Below are 18,350 nucleotides of genomic sequence, written 5' to 3' on the forward strand. Positions count from 1 at the left end.
CTTGTCCGATCAGGCGTCGCCGAGCAGCGCCGACAGCCGCGTGCTGGTCTGGCGCAGCCGCAGCGACAGCCGCCGTGCCAGCGCGGCGAGCAGCATCAAGGCCAGCTGCGCGTCGGCGTTCATCAGCGCCAGCAGCTGCGAGGTCTCGAGCACCGCCAGCACGCAGGGCTCGGTGCTGCGGCAATCCGACAGCCGCGGGCCGGCGTCCAGCAGCGACATCTCGCCGAGCACGTCGCCCGGCCGGATCTCGGCCAGCCGCGTGGCCGCGTTGCTGCCCTGGCGCTCGACGACGACCGCGCCTTCGAGCACCACGATCATGAACTCGCCCGGCTCGTCCTGGACGATCAGCCGCTGGCCCGCGCCGACGCGCACGAAGACGAGGTAGGGCGCCAGCCGCGCCATCGACGCCTCGTCGAACGGCCGCCGCCCGCCCGCCCACAGCCCAGCCAGCCGCCGCAGCCCTTCATCAGCGTCGAAGGCTTGTGCCCCCACCTGCGCCGCACGCTGCGCCCACGAAGCGGCGTCGCTCATGCGCGTTCCCGACCCAGCGCAGGCGTGCAGAGGGTGGCGAACCGACGGCCTGTCAAGCAGACGCCGCGGACGGGCTTTGCCCGGCCGCTGGCGTCGCCCCCCCGGGGGGGAGCGCCGAAGGCGCTACGGGGGGGGGCCATCGTCACCCGGGGAAGTTCTCGGGAATCTTCGCCTTGCCCCGCGCCTCGGCCGGCGTGATCACGTTGCGGCGCACCAGGTCGGCGAGGTTCTGGTCCAGCGTCTGCATGCCCAGGCTCTGGCCGGTCTGGATGGCCGAGTACATCTGGGCGATCTTGTTCTCGCGGATCAGGTTCTTGATCGCCGACGTGGCGATCATGATCTCGTGCGCCGCGACGCGGCCCGAGCCGTCCTTCAGCTTGCACAGCGTCTGCGAGATGACGGCGACGAGCGACTCCGACAGCATCGCGCGCACCATCTCCTTCTCGGCCGCGGGGAAGACGTCGACGACGCGGTCGATGGTCTTGGCGGCGCTGGAGGTGTGCAGCGTGCCGAACACCAGGTGGCCGGTCTCGGCGGCGGTCAGCGCCAGGCGGATCGTCTCCAGGTCGCGCATTTCGCCGACCAGCACCGCGTCCGGGTCCTCGCGCAGCGCCGAGCGCAGCGCGTTGGCGAAGGACAGCGTGTGCGGCCCGACCTCGCGCTGGTTGACGAGGCACTTCTTGCTCTCGTGCACGAACTCGATCGGGTCCTCGACGGTGAGCACGTGGCCGTACTCGTTCTCGTTGAGGTGGTTGACCATCGCCGCCAGCGTCGTGCTCTTGCCCGAGCCGGTGGGGCCGGTGACGAGCACCAGGCCGCGCGGCTTCAGCGCCAGCTCGGCGAAGACCTTGGGCGTGCCGAGCTGCTCCAGCGTCAGGATCTTGCTCGGGATCGTGCGGAACACCGCGCCGGCACCGCGGTTCTGGTTGAACGCGTTGACACGAAAACGTGCGAGGCCCTGGATCTCGAAGCTGAAGTCGCACTCCAGCGTGTCCTCGTAATGCTTGCGCTGGGCGTCGTTCATGATGTCGTAGACCATCGAATGGACCATCTTGTGGTCCAGCGGTTCGACATTGATGCGACGCACGTCGCCGTGCACGCGGATCATCGGCGGCAGCCCCGCCGACAGGTGCAGGTCCGAGGCCTTGTTCTTGACCGAGAATGCGAGCAGCTGGGTGATGTCCATGACGGGAGCGCGAGGGCGCCATTCGCCCAGTGATCGAACGATTATGGGCAGCATCGGAAGCAACCTGCAAGAAGTGAAGCGGCGTATCGCCGCAGCCGCGAATGCGGCCGGCCGGGACGCGCAAAGCGTCACGCTGCTGGCGGTGTCCAAGACCTTTCCCGCCTCGGCGGTGAGGGCCGCGCACGGTGAAGGGCAGCGGGCCTTCGGCGAGAACTACGTCCAGGAAGCGCTGGCCAAGATCGCCGAGCTCGTCGACCTGCGGCCCGAGCTCGAATGGCATCTGATCGGCCCGCTGCAGAGCAACAAGACGCGCCCGGTGGCCGAGGCCTTCGACTGGGTGCATTCGGTGGACCGGCTGAAGATCGCCCAGCGCCTGGCCGAGCAGCGCCCGGCCTGGCTGCCGCCGCTGCAGCTGTGCCTGCAGGTCAACGTCAGTGGCGAGGCCTCCAAGAGCGGCTGCGCGCCCGAGGACCTGCCGGCGCTGGCGCATGCCGTCGCCGCGCTGCCGGCCGAGCGTGTGCGGCTGCGCGGGCTGATGGCCATCCCCGAGCCGAGCGAGGACCCGGCGGCGCAGCGCCAGCCGCTGGCGCGGCTGCGCACGATGCTCGCCGCGCTGAACGCCGACGGCCTGGCGCTGGACACCTTGTCGATGGGCATGAGCGCCGATCTCGAGGCCGCGGTCGCCGAGGGCGCGACGCTGGTGCGCATCGGCACGGCGATCTTCGGCCGGCGCTGAGCCGGCACCGGCGCCTCAGGCCGGCTCAGTACAGCCCCAGCGCCAGCCCGAGTTCGAGCGCCATCGCGGCGACCAGCGCCACGATCGCCATGCCTTCGACGAACGCGAGCTGCCGGCGTTCATGGCCCGGCCGGGGCTCGGGCGGCAGCAGGGCGCCCGGCGGGTACTCGCCGATCCTGGACGAGGCGAAGCGCGAGACGGGGCCGTGTCGCCCCGCAGGTTTGGTGTTCGAGAACATTCGTACTCCCTGTCGTTCCCGATGTCGTCGTGCCGCACGGGCGGCCGGCGACGATCTAATCATCGTTTTTGGTGAATCGGCACAGGGATCACCCGGCTGCAGAGGGCAGGCCGTGGTGTCGTTCTCGTTTTCAGCGATTCGGCCCGTCGGCGGGCCGCCGGCAGGGCTCAGACCGGGATGCGGGCGCTGTTCTTCACTTCTTCCATCACCGCGTAGGTGCGGGTCTCGCGCACGCCGGGCAGCGTCCAGATGACGGTGCCGATGAACTCGCGGTAGGCCGCCATGTCGGCGACACGCGTCTTCAGCAGGTAGTCGAAGCCGCCGGCGACGAGATGCGCCTCGAGGATCTCGGGCCGCACCTGCACCGCCGCCTTGAAGGTGTCCATCACGTCGTGCACCGTGCGGTCGAGCAGGATCTCGACGAAGACCAGCAGCCCGGCGCCGAGCTTGCTCGGGTCCAGCCGGGCCTCGTAGCCGACGATGTAGCCGTCGCGCGTGAGGCGTTTGACACGTTCGAGCACCGCGGTCGGCGACAAATGCACCTCCTCGGCCAGCTTCAGGTTGCTGATGCGCCCGTCGGCCTGCAGCACGCGCAGGATGCGGCGGTCGATCTTGTCCAGTTCGCGGGGGCCGGATCGAAGGCCCTGCTCGGTGTTGGCGTCGTCCATCCGTGGGATTCTCGGTCAAACCGGCTTCATTCCGAATCGGATGCGGTGCGTCGGCCCCCACACTGCGCCCGTTTGTCGCCCAGGAGTGCCCCCATGCCCGTCCCGCCGCCGCGTGAACGCCTGCCGTTCCCGTACCGCCCCGAGTCCGAGGCCATCACCGCCGCGCTGGCGTCGCTGCAGGCCGCGCTCGACTGGCCGCGTGTGATCGCGACCGCCAAGCCCTGGGTCGAGCAGGTGCGCGCCCACCCGGCGCCGTTCTGGGCGATGGAGTCGCTGCTGCGCGAGTACCCGATCTCCAGTGCCGAAGGCCTGGCGCTGATGCGTCTGGCCGAAGCGCTGCTGCGCGTGCCCGACGCCGAGACCGCCGTCGCGCTGACCGCCGACCAGCTCGGCCGCGCCGACTTCGACGGCACGGGCGACGAAGGCCCGCACAAGATGCTGGCCAGCCTGTCGGCGAGCGCCATCGCGCTGTCGAAGAAGTTCCTGCCCGGCGCCGAGCAGCCGGCCGGCCTGCTGCAGCGCCTGGGCGCACGCACCGTCGTCGCCGCCACCGTGCGCGCGATCCAGCTGCTGGGCCGCCAGTTCGTGCTCGGCCGCAGCATCGACGAGGCGATGAAGGAAGCCGCGGCGCAGCGCAAGGCGCAACCGATGCTGCGCTTCAGCTACGACATGCTGGGCGAGGGCGCACGCACCGAAGCCGACGCCGAGCGTTATCTCGCCAGCTACGAGAACGCGATCGCCGCCATCGCCGCGGGCCGCGCCGAACGCGGGCCGCTGCCGCCGATGGAAGGCGACGGCATCTCGATCAAGCTGTCGGCGCTGTTCTCGCGTTACGAGGACGCGCAGCGCGAACGGGTCTTCGAGACCCTGCTGCCGCGTGTCTGGACGCTGGTCGAGCGCGCCGCCGCCGCCAACCTGAACCTGACGATCGACGCCGAGGAGGTCGACCGGCTGGAGCTGTCGCTGGACGTCTTCGACGCCGTCGCCGACCGCATCGCCGCCGCCTTCCCGCAGTGGCAGGGCTTCGGCCTGGCGATGCAGGCCTACCAGACGCGTGCGCTGGCGGTCATCGACGAGGTCGCCGCGATCGCGCGCCGTCACGGCCTGCGCTTCATGGTCCGCCTGGTCAAGGGCGCCTACTGGGACGGCGAGGCCAAACGCGCCCAGGAGCTGGGCCTGCCGGCCTACCCGGTGTTCACGCACAAGCACCACACCGATATCTCCTACCTGGCCTGCGCGCGCGCGATGCTGGGCCACGCCGACGTGCTGTACCCGCAGTTCGCCTCGCACAACGCCGGCACGATCGCCGCGATCCTGCAGATGGCACGTGCCGCCGGCGTGCCCTTCGAGATGCAGCGCCTGCACGGCATGGGCGAGGGCGTGTACCGCGAGGTGCTGAAGGACGGCAGCATCGCCTGCCGCGTCTACGCCCCGGTCGGCGAACACCGCGACCTGCTGGCCTACCTGGTGCGCCGGCTGCTGGAGAACGGCGCCAACTCGTCCTTCGTGCACCAGCTCGCCGACCCGGCGGTGGCGCCCGAGGAACTGCTGGCCTCGCCGCTGGCGCCCACCGCCGAATCCGGCCTGCCGCTGCCGGCGGCGCTGTACGGCCCGGCGCGGCCCAACTCGGCCGGTGCCGACCTGGCCTGCGAAGCGATGCGTGCGCCGCTGCTGGCCGCCGTCGCCGCGACGCGCGTGCCCGCCGTCGCCGAGGCACGTGCCGAGGACAGCGCCGCCGCGATGGCGCGCCTGGCCGCCGGCTTCGGCGCCTGGAGCGCGCGCCCGCTGGCCGGGCGTGCCGGCGCGCTGCGCCGCGCCGCCGACCTGCTCGAAGCACGCCTGCCCGAGTACTGCGGCCTGCTCGTCAAGGAGGCGCACAAGACGCTGGGCGACGCCGTCTCCGAGGTGCGCGAGGCCGCCGACTTCTGCCGCTACTACGCCGAACAGGCCGAGGCGCGGCTGGGCGAACAACTGCTGCCCGGCCCGACCGGCGAGCGCAACACGCTGCGCCTGCACGGCCGCGGCGTCTTCGTCTGCATCAGCCCGTGGAACTTCCCGCTGGCGATCTTCGCCGGTCAGGTGGTGGCCGCGCTGGTCGCCGGCAACACCGTCGCCGCCAAGCCGGCCGAGCAGACACCGGCGGTGGCCGAACGTTTCGTCGCGCTGCTGCACGAGGCCGGCGTGCCCGAGGACGCGCTGGTGCTGCTGCACGGCTCCGGCGAGACCGTCGGCGCCGCGCTGGTGGCCGACGCGCGCACCGCGGGCGTCTGCTTCACCGGCAGCACCCAGGTCGCGCGGCTCATCAACCGCACGCTGGCGGCCAAGGACGGCGCGATCGTGCCGCTGATCGCCGAGACCGGCGGCCTGAACGCGATGATCGTCGACAGCACCGCGCTGCCCGAGCAGGTGGTCGACGCGGTCGTGCAGAGCGCCTTCCGCTCGGCCGGCCAGCGCTGCTCGGCGCTGCGCCTGCTGGCGGTGCACGAAAGCGTCGCCGACGGCGTGTTCACGATGCTCGCCGGGGCGATGAAGGAACTCTCGCTCGGCGACCCGGCGCGGCTGGCCACCGACGTCGGCCCGGTGATCGACGACGAGGCTTTCGCCAACCTGGAACGCCACGTCGAGCGCCTGCGCCGCGAAGCGCGCCTGGTCGGCGAGACACCGCGCCCGGCGGCCCCGGCGGTGCCGCGCCTGGTGGCGCCGGTGGCTTTCGAGATCGGCGCCGTCGAGGATCTGCGCGAGGAGATCTTCGGCCCCGTGCTGCACCTGGTGCGCTGGAGCGGCGACGTCGAGCAGCTCGTCGCGCGCATCAACGCGCTGGGCTACGGGCTGACGCTGGGTGTGCAGACGCGCATCGACAGCCGCGCCGAACGCATCGCGCACTTGGCGCGCATCGGCAACGTCTACGTCAACCGCAACATCATCGGCGCGGTCGTCGGCGTGCAGCCTTTCGGTGGCGAAGGGATGTCGGGCACCGGCCCCAAGGCCGGCGGCCCGCACTACCTGTACCGCTTCTGCGCCGAGCAGACGCTGACGGTGAACACCGCCGCCGCCGGCGGCAACGCCGAACTGCTGGCCGGGATCGGCCACTGAGCGCGGGAGGCCTCGCGGCCTCCCGGGCGGGTCAGTTGAGGTACATCCCGAGGTAGCGCCGGCCGTGGCTGACGACCTCGGGGTCGGGGCAGACCTCGAACCACTCGACCATCTGCACCCGCGCCTTCTCGCGCCACTCGGCCTTGTCGCGCAGCACGATGTCCAGCAACTGCTCGAACGCGGAGCCGAAGTCGCCGCGGTGGGCGTGCAGCGCGGCGAGCGCAAAACGTGCGTCGAAGTCCTTCGGGTTGGCGGCGATGCGCGCCGCCAGCGCCACCGGGTCGCCTGCGGGCGCTTGCGAAGCCAGCGCCAGGCGCTTCAGCAGCTTGGCGTGGCGCTCGTCGCGTTCGGCTTCGGGGATCGCGTCCAGCAGCGCCTGGGCTTCGGCCAGCGCGCCTTCGCCGAGCAGGGCCTCGGCTTCGTCCAGCGGGCCCCATTGCGGCTCTTGCTCGGGCTGCTCGTCGGCCGGGCCGAGGTGGCGGTCGAGGAAGGCGCGGATCTGGCCTTCGGGCAGCGCGCCCATGAACTGGTCGACCGGGCGGCCGCCGGCGAACAGCGTCACCTGCGGGATGCTGCGGATGCCCATCGCCTGCGCGACCTGCGGCGACTCGTCGGTGTTCAGCTTGGCGAGCACGAAGCGGCCGCCGTAGGCCTGCACCAGCTTCTCGAGGATCGGGCCGAGCGAACGGCAGGGCCCGCACCACGGCGCCCAGCAGTCCAGCAGCACGGGCACGTCGAGCGAACGGTCGAGGACGGCGGTTTCGAAATCGGCGTCGGAGACGTCGTAGGAGAGCGGCGGGGTCGTCATGGCGGGTCTGGGTCTTGTCAGTCGAGCCGGACGCCCAGGCGCGTGATCACCGGGCCCCAGCGCTTGATGTCGGCGTCGATCGTACGACGGAAGTCGGCGGCGCTGCCGCCCACCGGCGCGAGGCCCTGCGCGTCCAGCGCCTGGCGCACCGCGGGCTCGCGCAGCACCGTGTTGACGTCGGCGGCGATGCGCGCAATCACCGCCTCGGGCGTGCCGGCCGGCGCCAGCAGGCCGTTCCAGGCCAGCGACTGCACGGCCGGATACCCGGCTTCGGCCATCGTCGGCAGCTCGGGCAGCGAGTGCACGCGCTCGGCGCTGGTCACGGCCAGCAGGCGCAGGCGGTTCGCGCGGGCGTGCGGCAGCAGCGCCGGCGCGACCATGAAGGTCGCTTCGGCTTCGCCCTGGGCCACCGCCAGCGCGGCCGGCGGCGAGCCGTTGTAGGGCACGTGCACGCCGGCGATGCCTGCCTCGTGCAGGAACAGCTCCATCGTCAGGTGCGCCGAGCTGCCGTTGCCCAGCGACGAGTAGGCGATGCCGTCGCGGCGTGTGCGCGCCCAGGCGACGAACTCGGCCACGGTGCGCGCCGGCACACGCTCGGCGTTGACCGCCAGCACGTTGGGCTGCGAGGTCGTCATCACGACGGGCCGCAGGTCGCGCGCCGGGTCGTAGGGCATGCGCCGGTAGAGGAAGGGCGCGAATGCCACCGGGCCGTTGAAGCCGAGTGCGAGGGTGTGGCCGTCGCGTGCCTTGGCCGCGGCGTCGACGCCGAGCATGCCGCCGGCGCCGGGTTTGTTGTCGACGACGACCGGCTGGCCCCAGCGTGCTGCCAGGCGTTCGCCGAGCAGGCGGGCGATCAGGTCCAGCGAGCTGCCCGGCCCGGTCGGCACGACCAGGTGCACGGGCCGCGTGGGCCAGGCGTCGGCAGCACGGGCCGTGGCGGCGCCCAGCGCGGCCAGACCGAGGAGGGCGGTTCGGCGTCTCATGTCGAAACGGGTTGTAACCCGGGGGGCGGAGCGGAACCTAAGATCCTAAGCACCTCTGCCGCGGCGCACCTTGTCGCAGTTCGTGGCCGAGGCTCCGTATCCGAACGAGGAGAAGACGAATGAATGCAAGACGTTTGGCCGCACGTGGCGTGGCCGTCGCGCTGGCGGTGACGGTGCTGGCCGGCTGCGAGACCATGGACGAACGCAGCAAGGGCACCGCCACCGGGGCCGCCATCGGTGCGCTCGGCGGGGCCGTGATCAGCAAGGCCACCGGCGGCAAGGCGGGCACCGGGGCGGTGATCGGCGGTGTCGTCGGCGCCGTCGGCGGCAACCTGTGGTCCAAGCGCATGGAGGAGAAGCGCCGGGCGATGGAGCAGGCCACCGCCGGCACCGGCATCGACGTCGCGCGCACGCCGGACAACGAGCTGAAGGTCAACGTGCCCAGCGACCTGTCCTTCGCCGTCGGCCGCGCCGACCTGCAGCCTTCGCTGCGCCCGGTGCTCGACCAGTTCGCCAAGGGGCTGGACCAGACGACGCACGTGCGCATCGTCGGCCACACCGACAGCACCGGCAGCGACGCGATCAACGATCCGCTGTCGCTGGCGCGCGCCCGCACCGTGCGCGACTACCTCGAAGACCGCGGCGTGCCCGCCGCCCGCCTGGAGATCGCCGGCCGCGGCTCGCGCGAGCCGGTGGCCGACAACGGCAGCGACGCCGGCCGCGCCAAGAACCGCCGCGTCGAGATCTTCCTCAGAGAGCCCGGCGCCTGAGTCCCGCCACGGCCCGTTTCCGCCGGGTCGTCGGTGCACCGCGTTAAGCCCGGGTACGCGGTCAGCGAGTGACCGCAACACCCGAGGTCCTCTGCGATCAAGCTTCCCGCCACGGCCCGGCTCCGCCGGGCCGTCGGCGGACGGCCTTGCAGGCCGCGCCGGGCCAGGGGCCCGGCCGCTCGGCAGGCGCCGACGGTCCACTGGACCGTCCGCGTCCTGCCGAGCCCCCTTGGGGGGTAGCGAGCGCTAGCGAGCTTGGGGGCTCACCTTCCTGGCTCACGGATACAGCCCGCGTTCCTCGCGCGCCATCAGGATGCGCTCGCAGGCCACCGCGAAGGTGGCGGTGCGCAGCGTGATCTGGTGGCGGTCGGCGGTGTCCCAGATGCGCTTCAGCGCGCCGATCATGATCTTCTCGAGGCGCACGTTGATCTCGTCTTCGGTCCAGAAGAACGAGCTGAAGTCCTGCACCCACTCGAAGTAGCTGACGGTCACGCCGCCGGCGTTGCAGATCACGTCGGGCACGACGAGCACGCCGCGCTCGGCGAGGATGTCGTCGGCGTCGGGCAGCGTCGGGCCGTTGGCGCCTTCGAGCACGATGCGGGCCTTCAGGCGCTGCGCGCGCGCGGCGGTGATCTGGCCTTCCAGCGCCGCCGGCACGAGGATGTCGCAGGCCACGTCCCAGAAGCTCTCGCCGTCGGCCGCTTCGCCGCCGCGGAAGCCGCCGACACCGCCGGTGGCCTTCACGTGCGCCGTCAGGTCGGCGATGTCCAGGCCGTGGTCGTTGACGACGGTGCCGGTGTGGTCCTGCGCCGCGACGATGCGCCCGCCGGCCTGGGCGAAGAGCTCCGCCGCCGACGAGCCGACGTTGCCGAAGCCCTGCACCGCGACACGCGCGCCGTTCAGGTCCAGCCCGATGCGGCGGGCCGCTTCGCGCCCGGTGACGAAGACGCCGCGGCCGGTGGCCTTGACGCGCCCCAGCGAACCGCCGAGGTGGATCGGCTTGCCGGTGACGACGCCGGTCGCGGTGGCGCCGGTGTTCATCGAGTACGTGTCCATCATCCACGCCATGATCTGCGGGTTGGTGTTCACGTCCGGCGCCGGGATGTCCTGCTGCGGCCCGATGATCAGCCCGATCTCGCTGGTGTAGCGCCGCGTCATGCGCTCCAGCTCCTTGTGCGTCAGCTGCTTCGGGTCGACGCGGATGCCGCCCTTGGCGCCGCCGTAGGGCAGGTTGACGGCGGCGTTCTTGATGCTCATCCACGCCGACAGCGCCATCACTTCCTCGAGCGTGACGTCGGGGTGGTAGCGCACGCCGCCCTTGCCGGGGCCGCGCGACATGTTGTGCTGCACGCGGTAGCCCTCGAAGTGCTCGATGCGGCCGTCGTCCATCTCGATCGGGATGTCGACGATCAGCGCACGTTTCGGGCGCTTCAGCGTCTCGACCCAGCGCGCGAGGTGGCCCAGATAGGGCACGACGCGGTCGACCTGCGCGAGGTAGGTGCCCCAGGGGCTGTGCGGTGTCGGGTGGACGAAGGAAAGCGGTTGCGGCATCGGTTCTTCCTGGTGGGAGAGGGCGGGCGGCCGGCGGTCTCGTGGACCGGGGCGCGCGGTGAGGGGCACTGTAGGCCGCGGGCCGCGGCGCGGGATTGGCGCCGACCCTGGTTTTGCATGCATTTTTCGCATGGCTTCAGGCCTGGGCAGGCGCGCGCGACAATCGCGCCATGACCCTCACCGAGCTCAAGTACATCGTCGCGGTCGCGCGCGAACGGCACTTCGGCCGCGCCGCCGAGGCCTGCTTCGTGTCGCAGCCGACGCTCAGCGTCGCGATCAAGAAGCTGGAGGAGGAGCTCGACGTCAAGCTCTTCGAGCGTGGCGCCAGCGAGGTCAGCGTCACGCCGCTGGGCGAGGAGATCGTGCGCCAGGCGCAGCAGGTCATCGAGCAGGCGCAGGCGATCCGCGAGATCGCCAAACGCGGCAAGGACCCGGTGTCGGGCCCGCTGCGCCTGGGCGTCATCTACACGATCGGGCCCTACCTGCTGCCCGACCTGGTGCGCAGCGCGATCGAGCACGTGCCGCAGATGCCGCTGATGATCCAGGAGAACTTCACCGCCAAGCTGCTGGAGTCGCTGCGCACCGGCGAGCTCGACTGCGCGATCATGGCCGAGCCCTTTCCGGACACCGGCATGGCAGTGGCGCCGCTGTACGACGAGCCCTTTCTCGCCGCGGTGCCGCGCAGCCACCCGCTGGCCGCACGCGACAGCGTCAGCGCCGAGGAGCTGAAGGCCGAGACCATGCTGCTGCTGGGCACCGGCCACTGCTTCCGCGACCACGTGCTCGAGGTCTGCCCGGAGTACGCACGTTTCTCCAGCGACGCCGAGGGCATCCGCAAGAGCTTCGAGGGCTCGTCGCTGGAGACGATCAAGTACATGGTCGCCGCCGGCATGGGCGTCACCGTCGTGCCGCGGCTGTCGCTGCCGGCCGAGCCCGACAAACACGTGGCCTACATCCCGTTCACCGAACCGGTGCCGACGCGGCGCGTGGTGCTGGTCTGGCGCCGCACCTTCACGCGCTACGAGGCGATTGCCGCGCTGCGCAACGCGATCTACGCCTGCGAGCTGCCGGGCGTGCGCCGCCTGACGGCCTGATCGAGCGATCGTCTGACGCCGGGCGCCCGCGCCGCGCGGGCGCGCTTTGCGTGAATTTGAGCGATTTGTCCGCCAGTCGCCCCGCTTATGGCGCGGCACGCGGCGAGCCGTCCTCCTACAGTCTTCGACAAACGACGCCCCGCGGCGGCGCAGTGTGCCGCGTACGTCCCGAATCGACAGAGAGGACCGTCCTGCCATGCGCGTCAACCTGCCCGTCACGCAGAAGGAATACGACTATCCGGCCGATGCGCTGATCGTCTCGACCACCGACGCTCAGGGCCGCATCACGCACTGCAACAGCACCTTCGTCGAGGTCAGCGGCTACGACTACGACGAGCTGATCGGCCAGCCGCACAACCTGATCCGCCATCCCGACGTGCCGCCCGAGGCCTTCAAGGACCTGTGGCAGACCATCGGCCGCGGCCGGCCCTGGACCGGCATCGTCAAGAACCGGCGTCGCAACGGCGACCACTACTGGGTGCGCGCCAACGTCACGCCGGTGATGGAGGGCGGCAAGCCGGTGGCCTACCTGTCGGTGCGGCTCAAGCCCACGCGCGAGGAGATCCTGGCCGCCGAAGCGCTGTACACGAAGATCGCCGCCGAACGCGAGTCGGGCCGCGCCACCTTGCGCCTGCATGCCGGCCGGGTGCGCTACCTGGGCTGGCGTGACCTGCCCGGGCGTGTGCACCGCATGTCGCTGACGGCACGCCTGGCCGCGGTGATGGGGGTCCAGCTGGCGCTGACGCTGGGCGTGGCCTCGGTCGCGCCGCTGCCGGTGGCCGCCGCCGTCGGCCTGGCTGGCGTCGTGCTGGCGGCGTATGGGTTTCGCCGCCACATCCAGCATCGCCTCGACGAAGCCGAACGTTTTGCGCAGGAGCTCGCCGGCTGCGACCTGACGACCTCGATCTCGCACGTGCACCCGCACCCGGTCAGCGGGCTGACGCGGGCGCTGATGCAGATCCAGCTGAACCTGCGTGCGGCGATCAGCGACGCCCGCCAGGAGGTGGCCGGCACGGCCAGCGCCACCGCCGGCATCGCACGCGGCAGCGAGGACCTGTCCAAGCGCACCGAGGCCCAGCACGACGCGCTGCAGAAGACCGCCTCGTCGATGGAGCAGATCGCCGGCACGGTGCGCCACGCGGCGGCGACCGCAGGCGAGGTGCTGCGCCAGAGCCTGCAGACGGCCGCCGTGGCCACCGACGGCGGCCAGGCGATGGAGCGTGTCGGCGCCACGATCCAGGCCATCGAGCACTCGTCGCGCAAGGTGACCGAGATCGTCCAGATCATCGAGGGCATCGCGTTCCAGACCAACCTGCTGGCGCTCAACGCCGCGGTGGAGGCTGCGCGTGCCGGCGAGCAGGGGCGCGGCTTCGCCGTCGTCGCCGCCGAGGTGCGGGCACTGGCGCAGCGCAGCGCCAAGGCGGCGCAGGACGTGCGCGGGCTGATCATGGCGTCGGTCGAGCAGGTCGCCGACAGCACGCGCCAGATGGACGAGGCCAACGACACGATCGGCCGCACCGTCGGCGAGGTGCAGCGTGTCGGCGAGATGATCCAGCAGATCACGCGGGCCGCCGAGGAGCAGTCGGCCGGCATCGAGCAGGTCAACGGCGCGGTCAACGAGCTCGGCCGCATGACCGAGGCCAACGCCGAACTCGTGCAGCAGACCGCCAGCGCGGTGCAGGCGCTGTACCAGCGCACCGAGACGCTGAAGCGCTCGGTGCAGCTGTTCCGCCTGTAGCGGCGCCCGGCGGCGCTATCGCCGCCTTCGAGACGATCAACTGGCCGGCGGCCGCCGCGGCCCGTACGCTGACACCCGCTCCGGTTATCCGGACGCGGCAAGGAGTACGAGATGAACACGATGAAGCGGCTGCGCAAGGGCCTGGGCGGTGCGATCGTCGCTTTCGGGCTGGCCGTGCTGGCCGGCGGGATCTGGCCCGTGGCCTGAGAGTTCCCGCGTGTTGACCGGGTCGAAACCGGGCCGTCGCGCGGCTTGGGTAGAGTCCGCAGGGAACCCGTCCCCTTCAGGAGAGAGCGAATGGCGAAGAAAAAAGCAGCCGGCGGCGCGCCGGCGATCAACATCGGCATCAGCGACAAGGACCGTGCGGCGATCACCGCCGGCCTCAGCAAGCTGCTGGCCGACACCTACACGCTGTACCTGACCACGCACAACTTCCACTGGAACGTCACGGGGCCGATGTTCAACACGCTCCACACGATGTTCATGACGCAGTACACGGAGCTGTGGAACGCGGTCGACCCGATCGCCGAGCGCATCCGCTCGCTGGGCCACCCGGCGCCGGGCTCGTACGCGCAGTTCGGCGCGCTGGCCTCGGTGGCCGACGCCCCGGCCACGCCGCCGAAGGCGCTGGAGATGGTCAAGATCCTCGTCGAGGGCCACGAGGCCGTGGCGCGCACCGCACGCAGCATCTTCCCGCTGGCCGACGCCGCCGGCGACGAGCCGACCGCCGACCTGCTGACGCAGCGCCTGACGGTGCACGAGCAAACGGCCTGGATGCTGCGCTCGCTGCTCGAGGAGTAAGTCCTCCCGCCCCGCGCTGCAGCGCGGGGCATGGCAGTTGCTGGGCGCAGACACGCCAGGCTGCCAGGCCACGGCCGCCGGGCGGCACGGTCGGAGGGGCGCAACGCCAGGACGGGGTCACGCCAGGACGGGGTCAGGTCTCACGAGACCTGACCCCGGGCTTCCGGGCTTCGGAATCTGCAAACGGCAAGACCTGACCCCGCCAGAGCACGCCCCGGCCGCCGTCTTTCGCGCCGGTGGTCGCGAGAAGACGGGGTCAGGTCTCACGAGACCTGACCCCGGACGGCGCAGCCGGCCGACGATAATTCGCGGTTCTGCCCGTAGAGCCGCCCCATGTCCTCCGACACCGCCTCCCGCATCGAGTCCGAAGTGCGCCGCCGTCGCACCTTCGCGATCATCAGCCACCCCGACGCGGGCAAGACCACGCTGACCGAGAAGCTGCTGCTGTTCTCGGGCGCGATCCAGATCGCCGGCTCGGTGAAGGCGCGCAAAGCCAGCCGCCACGCCACGTCCGACTGGATGGAGATCGAGAAGCAGCGCGGCATCTCGGTGGCCTCGTCGGTGATGCAGATGGAGTACCGCGACTGCGTCATCAACCTGCTCGACACCCCGGGCCACCAGGACTTCTCCGAAGACACCTACCGCGTGCTGACCGCGGTCGACGCGGCGCTGATGGTCATCGACGCGGCCAACGGCGTCGAGCCGCAGACGCGCCGCCTGCTGCAGGTCTGCCGCGCGCGCAACACGCCCATCCTCACCTTCGTCAACAAGATGGACCGCGAGGTCCGGCAGCCGCTGGACCTGATGGACGAGATCGAGCGCGAACTCGGCATGAGCGTCGTGCCCTTCACCTGGCCGGTGGGCATGGGCAAGTTCTTCGGCGGCGTGCTCGACCTCGGCAAGGACCAGATGCGTGTCTTCTCGCCCGGCGAGGAGCGTGCGACGCACGACGACGAGATCATCGAGGGCCTGGCCAACCCGGTGCTCGAGGAGCGTTTCGGCAGCCCCTACATGGAGGCGGCCAGCGAGGTCGAGCTGGTGCGCGAGGCGGCGCCGGGCTTCGACGAGGCCGAGTTCCTGGCCGGCCGCCAGACGCCGATGTTCTTCGGCTCGGCGATCAACAACTTCGGCGTGCGCGAGGTGCTGGACGCACTCGTCGACATGGCGCCGGCCCCGGGCCCGCGCCCGGCGCTGCAGCGCGAGGTGCAGCCGGGCGAGCCCAAGTTCACCGGCGTCGTCTTCAAGATCCAGGCCAACATGGACCCGGCGCACCGCGACCGCATCGCCTTCCTGCGCGTGGCCAGCGGCCACTTCGAACGCGGCATGCGGCTGAAGGTCGTGCGCTCGGGCAAGGAGCTGCGGCCGAACACGGTGGTGAGCTTCCTGTCGCAGCGCCGCGAGCTGCTCGAGGAGGCTTTCGGCGGCGACATCATCGGCATCCCGAACCACGGCGTGCTGCAGCTCGGCGACACGCTGACCGAGGGCGAGAGCCTGCAGTTCACCGGCCTGCCGTTCTTCGCGCCGGAAATGTTCCGCGCCGTCGAAGTGGCCGACCCGCTGCGCACCAAGCAGCTGCGCGCCGGCCTGACCCAGCTCGGCGAGGAAGGCGCGATCCAGGTCTTCCGCCCGGTCGCCGGCAGCGTGCTGCTGCTGGGCGCCGTCGGCCAGCTGCAGTTCGAAGTCGTCGCCCACCGCCTGGAGCACGAGTACGGCGTGAAGGCGCGCATCATGCCGGCGCGCTACAACGTCGCGCGCTGGGTCACCTGCGACGAGGCCGACGGCGGCGAGCGTGAGCTCAAGCGCTTCATCGACGGCAACTCGCACCGCGTCGCGCTCGACGCCGTCGACGCGCCCTGCGTGCTGCTCGAATACGCCGGCGAACTGCGGGCGATGCAGGAGAACTGGCCGAAGATCAAGTTCCACGCGCTGCGCGAGCACGCGGGGCTGGTGTTCCAGAAGCAGCTCGAGGGCTGAACGCCGGGCGCTAGCTTCGGCCGCAATCGCCGGCCTCCGGTGACAGGCCGTCGTCGTCCTGCCGGCCGGCCAGCATCGCCCGGGTGCGCGCGCCGGCTTCGGCCGTCAGTGCCGGGATCAGCGCCGCTTCGGGCAGGTGCTCGCGATAGCGGCGTGGCAGGTGCTGGTCGAGCGCACGCGTGTTCAGCCGCGCCGGGTTGAAGGTGCTGGCGTAATAGGTCAGCCACAGCGCCTCGCCGTCGTCGGCGCCCGGTGCGTCGTCGCGCCGTGCGCCGGGGCCGAAGGCGAGGCGCTCGCCGTCCCAGCGCGCGCTGCGCCGCGGCGTCAGCAGGCGCCAGCGCAGCGTCGCGAAGCGGCGGGCGAAGAAGGGCGCGACGGCGTCGACGACGTGGTGCGCGGGCTCGTACCAAGCCGTCTGCCAGGGCCGGCCGTCGGCATCGGCGGCGGTGCGAAAGCGCACGAAGGCTTCCATGTGGTGCTGCTCGCGGCGCACCGCCTGGGCCATGGCCACAGCGCGGTGGCGGTCGGTGTCCAGCGGGTCGCGGCGCAGCGCCGGCTCGCGCTGCAGCCGCCACAGCAGCCGGTACAAGAGCGCAAAACGCGCCGGGTCGGCGTGCTGCACGACGAGTTCGGCCAGCGCGACGAAGGCTGCCGGCACGGCCATGGGTGGCGCGTCGGCCAACGCGAACGCGGGCGCGGGTTCGGCGACGAAGAGATCGGCATCGGCGCCGCCGGCCACCTGCCAGCTCACCGCGTCGGGGGGCGTGCCGGCGGCCAGCAGCCGCCGCGCGGCGCTGCGGAAGCCGTCGAAGTCGGCTTCGTGCGTGAGCTCGATGCGTGTCATGCCGGCGCGGCGTCGAACAGCCCGAGCTGCTGCGCCGCGCGCGGCGCCGTCGCGGTGTCGAGTGCCTTGCCGGGCCGGTGGTCGGCGAGCACGACGAAAGGCAGGGCCTTGGCCAGCGGCACACGCAGCGCCTTCAGGTCGGCGTGGCGCAGGCGGCGGCCGTGCCGCGCCACCAGCAGGCGCTCGACGGTGCGCACACCCAGCCCGGGCACACGCAGCAGCAGTTCGCGTGGCGCGGTGTTCAGGTCGACCGGGAAACGCTCGCGGTGGGCCAGCGCCCAGGCGAGCTTGGGGTCGTGCTCCAGCGCCAGCATGCCGTCGTCACCGGTGACGATCTCGTCGTGGCCAAAGCCGTAGAAGCGCATCAGCCAGTCGGCCTGGTAAAGCCGGTGCTCGCGCGCGAGCGGCGGCGCCACCGGCGGCAGCGCGCGCGCGGCGTCGGGGATCGGGCTGAAGGCCGAGTAGTAGACGCGGCGCAGCCGCACCTCGCGGTACAGCGCGGCGGCGGTGCCGATGATCGTGCGGTCGTCGCTGGCGTCGGCGCCGACGATCATCTGCGTGCTCTGGCCGCCGGGCGCGAAACGCGGTGCCGGCGCGCGCCGCGCCGGGGCACCGGGCAGCGACACCGGGCCGCGTTCGCGCGCCGCCTCCTTCGCCGCTTCGATGCGGCGGTGCAGCCGCCCCATCGCGCCGCGGATCGCCACCGCGTCCTTCTGCGGCGCCAGCGTCGCCAGGCCTTGCGGCGTCGGCAGTTCGACGTTCAGGCTCAGCCGGTCGGCGTGGCGGCCGGCGGCGGCCAGCAGCTCGGGGCTGGCGTCGGGGATGGTCTTCAGGTGGATGTAGCCGCGGAAGTCGTGGTCCTCGCGCAACCGGCGCGCCACCTCGACCAGCTGCTCCATCGTGTGGTCGGGGCTGCGCACGATGCCCGAGCTGAGGAACAGGCCCTCGATGCAGTTGCGGCGGTAGAAGTCCAGCGTCAGCGCGACGATCTCGTCGACGCGAAAGCGTGCGCGCGGCACGTTGCTCGTGACGCGGTTGACGCAGTAGAGGCAGTCGTAGACGCAGTAGTTGGTCAGCAGCACCTTCAGCAGCGACACGCAGCGGCCGTCGGGCGTGTAGCTGTGGCAGATGCCCATCGGTGCCGTCGAGCCGATGCCGCGGCCGCCGCGCGAGTCGCGCGGGGCGGCCCCGCTGCTGGCGCAGGACGCGTCGTACTTGGCGGCGTCGGCGAGGATCGCGAGCTTCTTGGTCAAGTCCATGGCTGTATGAATATACAGCTCATGTCGGGCGCCCGCGAGCCCGCCCCATCGCCGTCGCGGCCAGGCCCGCCGCTCG

16 protein-coding genes are annotated in these 18,350 nt (G+C 71.6%); 7 read left to right on the forward strand and 9 right to left on the reverse strand.

Features of this window, described 5'->3' with window-relative positions; all coding sequences use genetic code 11:
• Window positions 1-9: 9 nt before the first annotated feature.
• Both G5B56_RS04305 and G5B56_RS04310 read right to left on the reverse strand, forming a co-directional pair.
• Window positions 10-531 (reverse strand): cyclic nucleotide-binding domain-containing protein, encoded by a 522-nt coding sequence (locus G5B56_RS04305; protein WP_240920653.1) that lies wholly within the window; start codon window positions 529-531, stop codon window positions 10-12.
• Window positions 532-673: 142 nt separating this feature from the next.
• On the reverse strand, window positions 674-1,717 hold the full coding sequence (locus tag G5B56_RS04310) for a type IV pilus twitching motility protein PilT (RefSeq protein WP_009856252.1): 1,044 nt from the start codon (window positions 1,715-1,717) through the stop codon (window positions 674-676).
• Between the two features lie 43 nt (window positions 1,718-1,760).
• Here G5B56_RS04310 and G5B56_RS04315 point away from each other — a divergent pair, with 43 nt between their 5' ends.
• Complete coding sequence (locus G5B56_RS04315) at window positions 1,761-2,453, forward strand: YggS family pyridoxal phosphate-dependent enzyme (protein WP_164962437.1); 693 nt, start codon at window positions 1,761-1,763, stop codon at window positions 2,451-2,453.
• A 25-nt stretch (window positions 2,454-2,478) separates the two neighbouring features.
• Here G5B56_RS04315 and G5B56_RS04320 read toward each other — a convergent pair whose 3' ends face one another.
• Together G5B56_RS04320 and G5B56_RS04325 are read right to left on the reverse strand one after the other, a co-directional pair.
• Complete coding sequence (locus G5B56_RS04320; RefSeq protein WP_009856254.1) at window positions 2,479-2,691, reverse strand: hypothetical protein; 213 nt, start codon at window positions 2,689-2,691, stop codon at window positions 2,479-2,481.
• A gap of 167 nt (window positions 2,692-2,858) precedes the next feature.
• A complete protein-coding gene (locus tag G5B56_RS04325) occupies window positions 2,859-3,359 on the reverse strand; it encodes an Lrp/AsnC ligand binding domain-containing protein (protein ID WP_009856255.1) in 501 nt (166 codons plus the stop codon).
• Window positions 3,360-3,452: 93 nt separating this feature from the next.
• Between G5B56_RS04325 and G5B56_RS04330 the strand changes: the two genes are divergently transcribed.
• Window positions 3,453-6,452, forward strand: a complete 3,000-nt coding sequence (locus G5B56_RS04330) for an L-glutamate gamma-semialdehyde dehydrogenase (protein WP_164962438.1) — start codon at window positions 3,453-3,455, stop codon at window positions 6,450-6,452.
• Window positions 6,453-6,483: 31 nt separating this feature from the next.
• Here G5B56_RS04330 and G5B56_RS04335 read toward each other — a convergent pair whose 3' ends face one another.
• Both G5B56_RS04335 and G5B56_RS04340 read right to left on the reverse strand, forming a co-directional pair.
• Window positions 6,484-7,260, reverse strand: a complete 777-nt coding sequence (locus tag G5B56_RS04335) for a tetratricopeptide repeat protein (protein ID WP_164962439.1) — start codon at window positions 7,258-7,260, stop codon at window positions 6,484-6,486.
• A gap of 17 nt (window positions 7,261-7,277) precedes the next feature.
• Window positions 7,278-8,243: a tripartite tricarboxylate transporter substrate binding protein gene (locus G5B56_RS04340; protein ID WP_164962440.1), complete on the reverse strand. Its 966-nt coding sequence runs from the start codon at window positions 8,241-8,243 to the stop codon at window positions 7,278-7,280.
• A gap of 119 nt (window positions 8,244-8,362) precedes the next feature.
• On the opposite strand from G5B56_RS04340, the gene G5B56_RS04345 reads away from it, so the two are divergent.
• A complete protein-coding gene (locus G5B56_RS04345; RefSeq protein ID WP_164962441.1) occupies window positions 8,363-9,013 on the forward strand; it encodes an OmpA family protein in 651 nt (216 codons plus the stop codon).
• Between the two features lie 276 nt (window positions 9,014-9,289).
• Here the strand turns inward: G5B56_RS04345 and G5B56_RS04350 are convergent, their stop codons facing one another.
• Window positions 9,290-10,564, reverse strand: coding sequence for a Glu/Leu/Phe/Val dehydrogenase (locus G5B56_RS04350; RefSeq protein ID WP_009856260.1), 1,275 nt, complete (start codon window positions 10,562-10,564; stop codon window positions 9,290-9,292).
• A 170-nt stretch (window positions 10,565-10,734) separates the two neighbouring features.
• Here G5B56_RS04350 and G5B56_RS04355 point away from each other — a divergent pair, with 170 nt between their 5' ends.
• From G5B56_RS04355 to G5B56_RS04370, 4 genes are all read left to right on the forward strand, one after another.
• Complete coding sequence (locus G5B56_RS04355; RefSeq protein WP_164962442.1) at window positions 10,735-11,658, forward strand: LysR substrate-binding domain-containing protein; 924 nt, start codon at window positions 10,735-10,737, stop codon at window positions 11,656-11,658.
• Between the two features lie 196 nt (window positions 11,659-11,854).
• Window positions 11,855-13,396, forward strand: coding sequence for a PAS domain-containing methyl-accepting chemotaxis protein (locus G5B56_RS04360; protein ID WP_164962443.1), 1,542 nt, complete (start codon window positions 11,855-11,857; stop codon window positions 13,394-13,396).
• Between the two features lie 297 nt (window positions 13,397-13,693).
• The gene (locus G5B56_RS04365) at window positions 13,694-14,197 is read left to right on the forward strand and encodes a Dps family protein (RefSeq protein WP_009856264.1); all 504 of its coding nucleotides are present in this window, start codon (window positions 13,694-13,696) and stop codon (window positions 14,195-14,197) included.
• A 333-nt stretch (window positions 14,198-14,530) separates the two neighbouring features.
• The gene (locus G5B56_RS04370) at window positions 14,531-16,171 is read left to right on the forward strand and encodes a peptide chain release factor 3 (RefSeq protein WP_009856265.1); all 1,641 of its coding nucleotides are present in this window, start codon (window positions 14,531-14,533) and stop codon (window positions 16,169-16,171) included.
• Between the two features lie 10 nt (window positions 16,172-16,181).
• On the opposite strand, the gene G5B56_RS04375 is transcribed toward G5B56_RS04370, so the two are convergent.
• Window positions 16,182-17,015: a TIGR03915 family putative DNA repair protein gene (locus G5B56_RS04375; RefSeq protein WP_240920655.1), complete on the reverse strand. Its 834-nt coding sequence runs from the start codon at window positions 17,013-17,015 to the stop codon at window positions 16,182-16,184.
• Window positions 17,012-18,274, reverse strand: coding sequence for a putative DNA modification/repair radical SAM protein (locus tag G5B56_RS04380; protein WP_164962444.1), 1,263 nt, complete (start codon window positions 18,272-18,274; stop codon window positions 17,012-17,014). Before G5B56_RS04380 ends, G5B56_RS04375 begins: the two co-directional genes overlap by 4 nt.
• Window positions 18,275-18,350 lie beyond the last annotated feature (76 nt).

The sequence above is a fragment of the Rubrivivax sp. JA1026 genome, from assembly GCF_011065555.1.
GTDB lineage: Bacteria > Pseudomonadota > Gammaproteobacteria > Burkholderiales > Burkholderiaceae_C > Rubrivivax > Rubrivivax benzoatilyticus.